General features: G+C 63.4%; 9 protein-coding genes. 2 read left to right on the top strand and 7 right to left on the bottom strand.

Annotation, left to right across the window (positions count from 1 at the left end; translation table 11 throughout):
- The first annotated feature begins 129 nt into the window (after positions 1-129).
- Positions 130-1,179 carry a hypothetical protein gene (locus tag ACI3KW_RS09795; RefSeq protein WP_404847915.1) on the top strand — a complete coding sequence of 350 codons (1,050 nt, stop codon included), beginning with the start codon at positions 130-132 and terminating at the stop codon, positions 1,177-1,179.
- Between the two features lie 3 nt (positions 1,180-1,182).
- Here the strand turns inward: ACI3KW_RS09795 and ACI3KW_RS09790 are convergent, their stop codons facing one another.
- The 7 genes from ACI3KW_RS09790 to ACI3KW_RS09760 form a co-directional block, all read right to left on the bottom strand.
- Positions 1,183-4,296 (bottom strand): efflux RND transporter permease subunit, encoded by a 3,114-nt coding sequence (locus tag ACI3KW_RS09790; protein WP_404847914.1) that lies wholly within the window; start codon positions 4,294-4,296, stop codon positions 1,183-1,185.
- A 16-nt stretch (positions 4,297-4,312) separates the two neighbouring features.
- On the bottom strand, positions 4,313-5,482 hold the full coding sequence (locus ACI3KW_RS09785) for an efflux RND transporter periplasmic adaptor subunit (RefSeq protein WP_404847913.1): 1,170 nt from the start codon (positions 5,480-5,482) through the stop codon (positions 4,313-4,315).
- Positions 5,483-5,605: 123 nt separating this feature from the next.
- A complete protein-coding gene (gene sseA, locus ACI3KW_RS09780; RefSeq protein WP_404847912.1) occupies positions 5,606-6,436 on the bottom strand; it encodes a 3-mercaptopyruvate sulfurtransferase in 831 nt (276 codons plus the stop codon).
- Between the two features lie 93 nt (positions 6,437-6,529).
- The gene (locus ACI3KW_RS09775) at positions 6,530-7,597 is read right to left on the bottom strand and encodes an ABC transporter ATP-binding protein (RefSeq protein WP_404847911.1); all 1,068 of its coding nucleotides are present in this window, start codon (positions 7,595-7,597) and stop codon (positions 6,530-6,532) included.
- Position 7,598: 1 nt separating this feature from the next.
- Positions 7,599-8,390 carry an ABC transporter permease subunit gene (locus ACI3KW_RS09770; RefSeq protein WP_113121472.1) on the bottom strand — a complete coding sequence of 264 codons (792 nt, stop codon included), beginning with the start codon at positions 8,388-8,390 and terminating at the stop codon, positions 7,599-7,601.
- Positions 8,387-9,262: an ABC transporter permease gene (locus tag ACI3KW_RS09765; protein WP_404847910.1), complete on the bottom strand. Its 876-nt coding sequence runs from the start codon at positions 9,260-9,262 to the stop codon at positions 8,387-8,389. The genes ACI3KW_RS09770 and ACI3KW_RS09765 overlap by 4 nt, the downstream gene beginning before the upstream one ends.
- A 149-nt stretch (positions 9,263-9,411) precedes the next feature.
- Positions 9,412-10,518, bottom strand: a complete 1,107-nt coding sequence (locus tag ACI3KW_RS09760; protein WP_404847909.1) for an ABC transporter substrate-binding protein — start codon at positions 10,516-10,518, stop codon at positions 9,412-9,414.
- A gap of 721 nt (positions 10,519-11,239) precedes the next feature.
- Here ACI3KW_RS09760 and ACI3KW_RS09755 point away from each other — a divergent pair.
- On the top strand, positions 11,240-12,496 hold the full coding sequence (locus tag ACI3KW_RS09755; protein ID WP_404847967.1) for an imelysin family protein: 1,257 nt from the start codon (positions 11,240-11,242) through the stop codon (positions 12,494-12,496).
- Positions 12,497-12,502 lie beyond the last annotated feature (6 nt).

The raw sequence follows: 12,502 nt of genomic DNA, 5'->3' as shown, positions 1-12,502 counted from the left end.
TGAATGACGAGGCCGTCGGGGTGACCCGGCGGCCTTTTCGTTGCCGGCGTTGATCTGGCGGGACGCAGCGGCGATCATAGCGCGCGGTCCCGACTCAAGGCGGGCCGGCGCAACACTGATCGGCTCACCATGCTTACTTATCTCTCCGAGTTCATCGCCCCGTTCTGGGGCCCGGCGCGATTGCTGGCCTCCTATCCGGTGCTGGCGGCATTGGGCGCGCTGCTATCGGCGACGCTGTCGCTGCTGATGCTGCCGCGGGTCTGGCATGTGCTGACCAAGGACAAGGGACGCGCGCATGCGGTGAATGCTGAGGAGAGCGTCGGCAAGCCGGTGGGGGTGGGCATTTTTATCGTGCTGATCACGGTGGGGGTGCTGCTGATCTGCCTGCCGTTTGATCCCAAACTGTATTTTTGCCTGGGGGCGCTGCTGATCGCTTCCGGGGTTGGGTATCTCGACGACAGCAAGCCGGGTGGGCTGAGCGAATTGACGCTGGGGCTGACGGATCTGGCGATCGCGCTGTTTGTTTGCGTGGTGCTGATGAACGGCGCCAATACGGAGATCTGGCTGCCGTTTACCTCGGCGCATTTCACGCTGCCCTGGTGGGGCGGGGTGCTGCTCTATACCCCGGTGGTGTGGCTGTGCATCAATGCGGTGAACTGCAATGACGGGGTGGATGGGGTGTCCGGCACGCTGTCGTCATTCACCATCTGCGTGCTGGGTTTTCTGCTCTATTTTGTGGTTGGCGATGTCAACAATGCGAAATACCTGCTGATCCCGTACAATCCCGATGCGGTCAGTTGGGCGCTGGCGGCGGCGGTGTTTTGCGGGGCCATTCTGGGTTATCTCTGGCACAATGCGCCGCCCAGCGCGGCTTTGATGGGCGATGCGGGGTCGCGGCCGATCGGGCTCTTTGTCGGCATGTGCGTCGTGGTTACCGGCAATCCGGCAACGGTGTTTTTCGTTGGTGCGTTGCTGTTGTTCAATGGCGCCACGGGGCTGGCCAAGGTTGCGCTGATGCGGCTGTTCGGCTGGCGGATATTGGGGTCGATCCGGTTTCCGTTCCATGACCATGTGCGCAAGAACCTGCACTGGTCCAATGCGCAGGTGTTGCTGCGGTTTTTGCTCATTCATGTCGCCAGCATCTGGCTGCTGGTGATCCTGCTGATCAAGGTGCGGTAGGCGTTATTCCGCCGGCTCCCCTATCCCATTGGCCGCGTCCAACTCCCGTTCAAGGCGGGCTTCTTCCTCGACTTTGGGTTTGCTGAAGCGGGCCATCAGGAGGTAGGCGACGGGGGTGAGGTAGAGGGTGGAGACGGCGGCAAAGCTCAGGCCGCCGACCATGACCCAGCCCAGGGCCGCGCGGGCTTCGGCGCCGGCGCCGCTGGCGAGGACCAGGGGCAGGCCGCCCAGGATGGTGGCGATCATGGTCATCATGACGGGGCGCAGGCGGATGTTGGAGGCTTCCTCGATCGCCTCGCGCACCGATATGCCGCGGTCGCGTAGCTGGTTGGCGAATTCGACGATCAGGATGCCGTTCTTGGCCATGATGCCGACCACGAGCACCAGCCCGATCTGGCTGAAGATGTTGAGACTCCCGCCTGTCACCAATAGCGCATAGAGCGCTGCCGCCACGCCGAAGGGCACGGTGGTCATGACGATGACGGCGCTCCAGACGCTCTCGAACTGGGCGGCGAGGACGAGCAGGATGATGACCAGCGCAAAGCCGAAGGTGACGAACAGGCCATTGGTGGATTCGCCCAGCGTCTTGGCTTCAGCCAGCGGCAGGATGGTAGTGCCTTCGGGCAGGATGGGGCGAGCCATTTCGAGCATCTGATTATAGGCATCGCCCAATGCCATGCCGTCTTCGAGGCTTGCCGTCACATTGACGGCGCGGCGCTGGGCCTCGCGCCGCAGGGTGGGGGGCACGGCGGATTCGGTGATGGTGGCGATGGTGGACATGGGCACATAGCGCCCGTCGCCGGTGCGCACGAACAGGCTTTCGAGATCGCGGGGGTCGTTGATGGGGTTGCTGGTCGAGACCATGCGCACGGTGTAGCTGGTGTCATCGATGAAGACATTGCCGATATCACTGCCATCGATCATGGCCTGCATGGTGGAGGCCAAGCCATTGATATCGATGCCCAGCGCGTCGGCGCGTTCGCGATTGACCACCAGGGTCAGCTGCGGCTGGGTAGTGTCGAAATTGACGGTGACCCGGCCGAAGCGGCCGTCTTCTTCCAGCAGGTCGGCGATGGATTCGGCGGTGTCGGCGAGCACCGTATAGTTGGAGCCAACCACGGCAAATTGCAGGCCGGAGCCGCCGCCCCGGATGCCCAGGCTATTGCCCTGACCGACAGAGGCGCGCACGCCGGGCACCTGGGCCATCAGCGCGGTGATGTCGGTGGCGATCTGCTGCTGGCTGCGGGCGCGTTCGGACCAGGGGGCGAGCGTCAGGGTCAGCGAGCCGCCACTGCCCCAGCCGGAGAGCACGAAAATGGAGCGCACTTCGCCGCTGGCGACGAAGGGCTGCAGCATGGTTTCGACCGTGGTGAGCTGGGTGCGGATATAGTCGAGGCTAGCGGTGGTGGGGGCCTGAATGCGCAGCTGGATTTGCGAGCGATCCTCGGGCGGGGTGATTTCCTGGCGCAGATTGCCATAGACGAAATAGGACGAGGCCGCGAAGAGCAGGGCGATCAGCACCACGACAAAGGGGTTGGCCAGCGCGACGCGGAGCGAGCCGCGATAGAAGCGGGCGCAGGCGCGGCCAAAGGCGCCCAGAATGCCGCCATGGCTTTTGTGCTCGCCCTGTTTGAGGAAGCGCGAGGCGATCATCGGGCCCATGGAGAGGGCAACGATAGAGGAAAGCAGCACGGCGATGGCGAGGGTGAAGCCGAATTCGCGGAATAGCCGTCCAGTTTGTCCAGAGAGGAAGGACAGCGGAATGAAGACGGCGGCGAGGGTGAGCGTCGTGGCGATGACAGCGAAGAACACTTCCTGGGTGCCCAGCACGGCGGCAGCGCGCGGGCCGGCGCCCATGCCTTTGCGGCGCACGATATTTTCGAGCACGACAATGGCGTCATCGACCACCAGCCCCGTCGCCAGCACCAAAGCGAGCAGGGTGATGATGTTGAGCGAAAAGCCCATGACGTAGATGCCGGCTACGGCGCCGAGCAGGGCGATGGGCATGGAAATGGCGGGAACGATGGTGGCGCGCCAATCGAGCAGGAAGAGGAAGATGATGGCGACGACGACGACCAGCGCCACGACCAGCGCGATTTCGACCTCGTGCAGTGCGCCTTCGATGAACACGGCATCGTCGCTCGAAATGGTCACCTGGACACCGGCGGGCAGCGTCTGGTTCAGTACTTCGACGGCATTGTGAATGCCCTTGGAAATCTCGATCGTGTTGGACTGCGCCTGCCGCACGATGCCCAGCCCAATGCCCGGCTTGCCATTGGAGCGGAGCGAAGAGGTGCTGGCGGAGGCGTCGAACACGACGCTGGCCACATCGCCCAGCAGGGTGCGGCCCTTGACGACGATGTTCTCGAAATCCTGCGGGGTGGTGACTTCGGAAATGGCGCGAACGGTGATGTTCTGGTTGGGGCCGTTGATCGAGCCGGTGGGAGTGTCGAGCGCGATAGTGGCGAGGGCGGTGCGCACATCGGCGACGGTCAGGCCGTGGCTGGCCAGCTTGATGGGATCGACATCGACATCGAAGGCGGTGTCGCGCGTGCCATAGACCTGTACTTCGGCGACGCCGGCGACGGCGCCGAGCCGCTCGGAGATCGTGTCTTCCACCAATTTGCTGAGATCGCCCATGCTCATGGCGTCGGAGGTGACGGCCAGTTGCATCACCGGCTGGGCATCGGAATCAGCCTTGAAGATCACCGGGTCATCGACATTGTCGGGCAGGGAGCGGCCGATGCGGCTGAGCGCGTCGCGCACGTCGGAGGTCGCGACATCGAGGTTAGTGCTGTCGGAAAATTCGAGGGTGACGCGGCTTTGGCCCGTCGAGGAGCTGGAGGAAATGCCGGTGACGCCCTGCACGCGGGCCACGGCGCCTTCCACGACGGCGGTGATTTCGCGGTCCACGGTTTCGGCGGCCGCGCCGGTGAAGGTGGTGGAAATGGAGAGGACGGGCTGCTCGACGCTGGGCAATTCGCGCACTTCGGCGCCGAGCAGGGCGGCAAGGCCGGCCACCACGATCATGGCGTTAACGACGACTGCCAAGACCGGCCGCCGCACGAACAGTGCGGCCAGGGTTCCGCCGCGTTCGTTTTTTTCGGCAATCGACATGCGGTCCTCCTCGCGATCAGTTTGGGGTGGCGGCGACGGCCTCTTGCGGCGGCAAGGTGCCATCGGGGCCGCTGAGCAGGGTCACGTCGGCGCCTTCGCTGAGCTGCAGAATGCCTTCGGTGATGATGGCGTCGCCGGGCGCCAGATCGGCGCGGACCAGCACGCCATCGCTGTTGCGCTGGATGATTTCGGCCATGACCTTGGTGGCCTTGCCATCCACATATTTCCAGACATAGGAGCCCTGGGCCGACCACAGAATGGCCAGCGGATTGACCGCCGGGAATTGCTCGCCGGGAAAGCGCAAAGCCACGGTGAAGGACATGCCGGCACGCAGGGCCTTGTCTTCATTGGGGATCTCGGCCTGGACCTGCAAGGTGCGGCTGGCCGGATCGATGCGATTGTCGACGGCATTGATCTCGCCATCAAAGACGCGACCGGGCAGGGCCACGGCGGTGACCGTCACCGGCATTTGCGGGGCGATGGAGACGGCATAGCGCTCGGGCACCCAGAAATCGACCAGGATTGCCGAGGTATCGTCGATGGTGGTGACGGTGGTTTGGGCGGGGACGTAATTGCCCGGCGTCACCTGAATGAGGCCCACCGTGCCGGCAATGGGGCTGGCAATGGTGCGGCGACTGAGGGCAACCTGGGCGTTGCGCAATTCGAGTTCGGCATTGGCGGCGGCGAGCTGCGCGGCGGTCACGACGGAGGGGGCGACGACATTGGAGCTGGCCAGCCCCTGCGTGCGCGCCAGCGTGGCCTGGGCATCATCGAGCGCCAGCTTGGCGCGGTCGAAGGCGATCTGTTCGGCATCGGAATCGAGCCGGGCGATGATGTCGCCGGCCGCTACGGTCTGGCCCGGGCGCACCAGCACATCGGCCAGGGTGCCGCCGACGGGGGAGGCGACGGTGACTGAATGGGTGGCCGTGCCCTCGCCGATGGCGGAAAGGGTGGAATTGATGGTGGCAAGGGTGACGCCCGTGGTCACCACATTGGTCTGGCGGGCGCCGCCCGGCCGGCCGCCGCCGGGGCGTTGGCCGGGGGAGGCGGCGCTGTCGTCGGGCGCAGTGAAGGGCAGGACGATGCCGTAATTAGCCAGGGTCTGGCTGGCGCCGGGGACGAAAAAGACCCAGGCCGCCAGGGCGGCGGCCAGAACGAAGAGTGAAGCCAGAAGCTGCCGTATCAAGCCTTGGACCCTGAAAAAGTGCTGAAAATATCGGTATCCGGCCGCCAGGGGCCGGAAATCAGCGGGACTGTAGCAGCGGCTTTCCCGCTACGACATTACAAAGCCGTAAGGATCGCGGGCTTGTTATTCGATTTCGGCGTCGGGGCGGCCGCCCCATTCGGTCCAGGAGCCATCATAGACGGCAACATTGTTGGCGCCGGTGAGTTCGAGCGCCAGGGCCAGCGTGGCCGCGGTGATGCCGGAGCCGCAGGAGGTGATGATTGGTTTGGCGGGGTCGATGCCGCGATCGGCGAAGATCTGCTGCAGCTCGGCGACGGGCCGCATCTGGCCGTTTTCGGTGAGCAGGCCCACGGGAACATTGGCGCTGCCGGGGATGTGGCCGCCGCGCAGGCCGGCGCGGGGTTCGGGCACTTCAGCATGGAAGCGCGGAGCGGGGCGGGCGTCGGCGATCTGGGCGGCGTGGTCGTGGCTGCGGTCGCGCACGGTTTCAAAATCAGCGACGCGGTTGCGATCGAAATGGGCGGCGAAGATCGCCGGGTGGCGAGTCACGGTGCCGGTCTGCACGGCGCGTTTTTCGGCGCGCCATTTGGGGCCGCCGCCGGCCAGGATGTGGACTTTGGCGGCGCCCATGGTGCGGAAGGTCCACCAGACGCGGGGGGCGGAGAAGAGGCCGAGTTCGTCATAGATGACGACATTGGATTGGTCCGAAATGCCCAAGGCGCCCACCATATGGGCGAAATCGGCCGGAGAGGGCAGCATATGCGGCAGATTTGAGCTGGTGTCGGCGATGCCGTCGATGTCGAAGAAGACGGCGCCGGGGATGTGGCCGGCGAGGTATTCGGCCTGGGCGTTGCGGGATGAATTGGGCATGTGCCAGCTGGCGTCGATCACCACGAGATCGGGATCGCTCAGATGGGCGGCGAGCCATTCGGTGGTGACGAAGGGGGTATCCATGCTGGGTGTCCTATGCGGGTTGTGAGCCTAGGATGGGCCTTCCGGTGCGCAACGTCAAACGCATAGGTGGCTGATATAACAGGGTTTTTACTGTCATATTTGAAGCGCCAGCAGGTCCTTGCTGGCGAGGCTGATGGTGACCGGCTCGCCCCGGCTGGGTGGTGCGGTGCGCTGGTCGTTGAAGGTGTCGAGGCTTAGGATGTTCTTGCCGAGCGCCACGCGCAGGCGGATCACCGAGCCCAGAAAGGTCACGTCGGCAATGGTACCGGTGAGGGTAATGTCATTGCCATCGCGGGCGCCGATGGACAGCACTTCGGGCCGTAATGTTAGCAGACTGTTAGCGCCGACGCGCGCATCGGCGGGCAATTGGCTAACGCGGACGGTCTGGCCGTCAATGGCGACGGTTTTGGCGGCGACATCGACGACACTCGCCTCGATAGTGTTGAGCTGGCCGACGAAGGTGGCGACGAAACGGGTGGCTGGTTTGTTGTAAATCTCGTGCGGCGCGCCGAGCTGTTCGATATGGCCTGCGTTCATCACCACGATACGATCGGAGATGGAGAGGGCTTCTTCCTGATCGTGGGTGACGAAAACGGTGGTGATGCCGAGGTCGAGCTGGATGGCGCGGATTTCTTCGCGCAGGGAGACGCGGATTTTAGCGTCGAGGGCGGAGAGGGGCTCGTCGAGCAGCAGCATGCGGGGGCGGGGGGCGATGGCGCGGGCGAGGGCGACGCGCTGCTGCTGGCCGCCAGACATTTCGTAGGGGTAGCGCTTTTCAAAGCCGGGCAGGCCGATGAGCCTGAGCATTTCATCGACGCGGGCGCGGCGCTGCTCGGTAGGCATGCCGGCGATCTTTAGGCCGAACCCGATATTGTCGCCCACATTGAGATTGGGGAAGAGGGCGTAGGCCTGGAACACCATGCCGAGCTGGCGCTGGTTCGGCTTGAGGTGGGTAATGTCCTCGCCGTCGATGCGGATGGTGCCGGTGGTGGGATTTTCAAAGCCGGCAATCATGCGCAGGATCGTGGTCTTGCCGCAGCCGGAGGGGCCGAGCAGGGAGATGAACTCGCCCTTGCCGAAGCCGAAGCTGACGCCTTTTACGACAGTATTATTGCCGAAGGACTTGGTGAGGTTTTCGACGGACAGGAAATCTTGGCTCATATCAATCGGTCCGTGCGGAGGTGCGGGGGGCAAAGCGGCCGAGCACATTGATCATGCCCATGGCGCCCCAGGTGATGATGAAGGAAATGATGGCGAGCGCGGCCGGCTCATAGGCGCGGTTGGCGCCGATATTTTGCAGATATGGCCCGAAGGCGGGGCGGTTGAGCAGGCTGGCAATGGTGAATTCGCCGATGACGATGGCGAAGGTGAGGAAGGCGCCGGACAGCACCGCGACCAGAATATTGGGCAGGATGATGCGGCCGATAATCTGGGGCGTGGAAGCGCCGGCAATCTGGGCCGCCTCGGTCAGGGTCTGCACGTCGATGGTGCGCATGCCGGTATCGACGGCGCGGTACATATAGGGCAGGGCCAGGGTTACATAGGCGCAGGTGAGCAGGATATCGGTGCCCAGGGCCGAGCCGGTGAAGGGGATGACCGAGCTGGAATTGTAGAGCCGGATATAGCCATAGACTAGAATGATGGCCGGGATGATCAGCGGCATCAGGGTGAGGAATTCGACGAAGGGGCGCAGCCAGGGCAGGCGCAGGCGGACGAAATAGACCGCCGGGACGACGACGAGAATGCCCACGATGATGGCGAGGAGGCCAATGACCACCGAATAGGTGAAAGTGGCCTGGAAATTCGGATCGGAAAAGACCGAGGCATAGGCATCCAGGCTGCGATAATCGCGCCGCATCCTGGTCGAAAACTCGAAGGTGGCGACCAGGGGGATGATGAAGTAGGCGGCGCCAAGCGCAAAAACCAGCCAGGCCCAGAACTTGTTGGCTTTCATTTCATCCACCTCTCGGCGCGGGCTGAGATGACGAGATAAATGATGTTGGCGATGGCGGTGATGAGGATCATGCCCAGGGCCAAGGCGGCGCCGAGGCCGGGATTTTGCAGGGCATCACCGCGGATCTGCGCATAGAGCAGGATGGGCACGATATTGAGCGAGGAGCCGGTCAGCGCATAGGCGGTGGCGATGGCGCCGAAGGCATTGGCAAAGAGCAGCGACAGGGTGCCCAAAAAACTGGGCCACAGGATGGGCAGGCCGACATAGCGCCAGAATTGCCATTGGCTGGCGCCCAGGATTTGCGCGGCCTCGTTCCATTCCTTCTTCAGCCCATCGATGGCGGGGGCGATGATGAGGATCATCAGCGGAATCTGGAAATAGAGATAGGTGAGGGTTAGGCCCCAGAAGCTGAGCAGGTTGAAGCCGGCCTTGTAGATATCGACGCCCAGGAATTTGAGAATGATGGTGACGAGGCCCAGGCGCCCCACGGTGGAGATGAAGGCGAAGGCCAGCGGCACGCCGGCGAAATTACTGGCGACGCCGGAAAAGGTCATGACGGCCGAACGCAGGCCCGAGGGCAGGCGGCCACGGATCAGCGCCAGGGCGACGGCGAGGCCGATCAGGGCGCCGATGATGGCCGAGGCGCCGGAAATGCGGATCGAAATCCAGTAGGCGGCGATGATCTGGTCGGTGAACAGGCCCGCGATATTGTCGAAGGTGAATTGGCCGTCGCGGCCGACAAAGGCGGCGCCGATGAGATAGAGCGTGGGCAGGATGAGGAACATCACCGCAAAGATGATGAAGGGCGCGACGCCCAGCCACTCGAAGGAGAGGCGGCGGCGGGATGAGGGTGATGTGGTGGCGTCAGTCATCAAGGAGCCCCAGTAGACCTCATGGTGAGCCTGTCGAACCACGAGGTCGTGGCACATAGGCCCGAGGATCCAGCCACGACCTCGTCCTTCGACAGGCTCAGGATGAGGTCTGTTGAAGTGGTCGTGGCTGGCTTAGTCGCGTCTAGTCGTTACTGAACGTTGGCGCCGACGACGGCGTCCCACTGGCTGGTGATGACGGCCTTGGCGGCGTTCTGTTCGTCGATGGTCGGGAAGACGGCCTTTTCATAGGCGGCGGCCGGCGGCAGGGCGTCGAGCAGATCCTGTGGGATCAGGCCCTTGGCAGCCAGGTCGTTGAAGCGGATCGGGTGGCAGTAGCCAGCGAGCCAGCCGAGCTGACCTTCGTCGGAATAGAGATATTCCATCCACAGCTTTGCAGCGTTCGGATGGGGCGCAAAGGCGGAGATGGCCTGGATATAGACGCCGGCGACGACGCCAGTGGTCGGGACGACGATCTCGGCGGCCGGGTTGCCTTCAAAGCCGGCCTTCCAGGCCAGCAGATTGTAATCCCAGGCGATGACGATCGGGGTGGTGCCCTGCGCCAGCGAAGCCGACTTGCCGATGACCGGGACGAAATTGCCGGCGGCGTTGACTTCGCCGAAGAATTTGAGGCCCGCATCGGCGGCGCCTGCAGCATCGGCACCAGTGGCAAGGCCAGCGGCATAGACGGACTGGATGGCCTGGGCGGAGGCGCGCGGATCACCAGCAAGGGCGACGGCATTGGCATAATCGGACTTGGTCAGATCAGCCCAATCGGTGGGGACGGTGGAAACCAGATCGGTGTTCACCAGCATGGCCATGACGCCATAATAATCGCCATACCAATAGCCATCGGCATCCTTGGCGTCGGCGGGGATGGAGTCCCAGGTGGAGACCTTATAGGGCTGGATCAGGCCATCGGCCTTGGCCTGCGGGCCGAACGCCAGGCCAACGTCGATCACGTCGGGGGCCTGTGGGCCGGTATTGCCCTCATTGGCCTTGATGGCTTCGATTTCGTCGGCCGAGCCGGCATCGGGATTGAGTTCGTTGACGGTGATGCCCGGATATTTGGCCTTGAAGCCGTCGATCACGGCGCCATAGCCGCACCAATCATGGGGCAGGGCGATGGTGGTGAGCTGGCCTTCGGCCTTGGCGGCGGTGTAGAGGGCGTCGAGATCGGTCTGGGCAAAGGCCTGGGCCGAAACGGAAAGCACGGCCAGCATCGAGACGGAGCCGGCGAGCACATTCTTGAAGGTCATGTTCAGTCTCCCTGAATTGGTCGTTCGTCGGCACCCATTGATGAGCGTCGCGGCGGACTGGCGAGGGAGTAGTGAGGCGGTGTGACAGTGCAATGACAGTGTCGGGAAGCCCATGTGACGATCGGCGTCGCCGCCGAAAAAGCCCGTCGATACGCTCCCTTAGCCGTTTCTGCCCGTGTCCCCCGCTGCCCTCCCAGCCGCAATTGTGACAGTGCCCCTTTGTGACAGTTTAGTCCAGATGGTCAAAAATTTTGGGTGGGGGTGAGTGGGTGGTGGCTGGGGCATCGGAGTACCCCCTCCTAGCCTCCCCCTGATAGGGGGAGGGACCGGCCGGTGGTTGGGACTGGATCGAGTTTTAGCCACAAGGCGGTCCCGCCCTGAAAGCGCCCCACCCACAGTGTCACCCCGGCGCAGGCCGGGGCCCATCTCGAGATCGTGCCGCTTGCCGCACGGTCGAGGATCGGAACAACCACCTCGCGGCTGGGGCGGCATCTCAGGATGGGCCCCGGCCTGCGCCGGGGTGACATCGTGGGTTGGGGAAGTGTTGTGTCCAACACGGAATACCGCAAGGTCCAGAAAGCATTGGGGAAAATTGGAATCGGCCATGCTTTCCGCCACCGTCGATACTTTAGACTTCTTCTAAACTATTGAATTTGAATTGCTTTCATAAGGTGAGAGGGATACTCCGCTTTCCAGATTTCAGCCTGGAGGACGATCCATGATTTCCAAGAGGACGCTGCGCGGCCTGGCCTTGGCGCTTACGCTTTCCGTTGCCCCGATATCGGCCTATGCGCAGGCGCCGAGTGAAGAGGCCGTGTTGGCCAATTATGCCGATCTGGCGCTGGCCGGGTATGAGGACGCGCTGAGCACAGCCGAGGCGCTGGACGCGGCCGTCGATGCGCTGATTGCCGAGCCGAGCGAAGCGACGCTGCTGGCGGCGCGGGAGGCCTGGAAGGCGTCGCGCATTCCCTATCAGCAGACCGAGGCGTTCCGCTTTGGCAATCCGATTGTCGATGAATGGGAAGGCAAGGTGAATGCCTGGCCGCTCGATGAAGGGCTGATCGACTATGTCGATGCCAGCTATGGCACCGAAAGCGACAGCAATGCGCTGTATGTGGCCAATGTCATTGCCAATCCCAAGCTGGTCATTGATGGCGTTGAGCTGGACGCCACCGAGATTACGCCGGCGCTGTTGCAGGACAATCTGCAGGAAGCGGCCGGGATCGAATCCAATGTGGCGACGGGCTATCACGCAATTGAATTCCTGCTCTGGGGGCAGGATTTGCATGGCACGGGGCCGGGTGCCGGCGAGCGGCCATTTACCGACTATTCGACGGCCGAGCATGCCGACCGCCGGGCGGCGTATCTAAAGGCGGCGACGAGCCTATTGGTCAGCGATCTCGAAGAGATGGTGGGCAATTGGACCGCCGATGGCGCGGCGCGAGCGGCGCTGCCGGAGCTGGGCATTTCGGCTATTCTGACCGGCATGGGGTCGCTGTCGTTTGGCGAATTGGCCGGCGAGCGCATGAAGCTGGGCCTGCTGCTGCATGATCCCGAGGAAGAGCATGACTGCTTCTCGGACAATACGCATGTCTCGCATCTCAATGACGCGATCGGCATCCGCAATGTCTATACGGGCAGCTATACCCGGGTGGATGGTTCGGTGGTGGAAGGTCCGGCGATTTCGGATCTGATCGCGGCCAAGGATGCAGCGCTCGATAGCGAGATTGGTGGGCTGCTTGATGACACCGTGGCCAAGATGAATGTGATGGCGGATCGCGCCGTGGCGGGTGAAGCCTATGACCAGCAGATTGCCGAGGGGAACACCGAAGGCAATGCGGTGGTGCAGGCGGCGATCGATGGGCTGATCGCGCAGACGCGCGGGATCGAGCGGGCCGTGGCGCTGCTGAACCTGCAGGATGCGGTGACCATCGAGGATAGCGATAGCCTGTCCAACCCGGATGCGGTGTTCCAGTAAGAACTA

The organism is Devosia sp. ZW T5_3 (genome assembly GCF_044987315.1).
GTDB lineage: Bacteria > Pseudomonadota > Alphaproteobacteria > Rhizobiales > Devosiaceae > Devosia.
This window is presented reverse-complemented; position numbering and strand designations above follow the sequence as displayed.

What these genes read in the sequence shown, in the direction of transcription:
- ACI3KW_RS09795 (WP_404847915.1), top strand. Translation starts at nt 130, where the DNA reads ATGCTTACTTATCTCTCCGAGTTCATCGCCCCGTTCTGGGGCCCGGCG.
- ACI3KW_RS09790 (WP_404847914.1), bottom strand. Translation starts at nt 4,296, where the DNA reads ATGTCGATTGCCGAAAAAAACGAACGCGGCGGAACCCTGGCCGCACTG.
- sseA (WP_404847912.1), bottom strand. Translation starts at nt 6,436, where the DNA reads ATGGATACCCCCTTCGTCACCACCGAATGGCTCGCCGCCCATCTGAGC.
- ACI3KW_RS09775 (WP_404847911.1), bottom strand. Translation starts at nt 7,597, where the DNA reads ATGAGCCAAGATTTCCTGTCCGTCGAAAACCTCACCAAGTCCTTCGGC.
- ACI3KW_RS09770 (WP_113121472.1), bottom strand. Translation starts at nt 8,390, where the DNA reads ATGAAAGCCAACAAGTTCTGGGCCTGGCTGGTTTTTGCGCTTGGCGCC.
- ACI3KW_RS09765 (WP_404847910.1), bottom strand. Translation starts at nt 9,262, where the DNA reads ATGACTGACGCCACCACATCACCCTCATCCCGCCGCCGCCTCTCCTTC.
- ACI3KW_RS09760 (WP_404847909.1), bottom strand. Translation starts at nt 10,518, where the DNA reads ATGACCTTCAAGAATGTGCTCGCCGGCTCCGTCTCGATGCTGGCCGTG.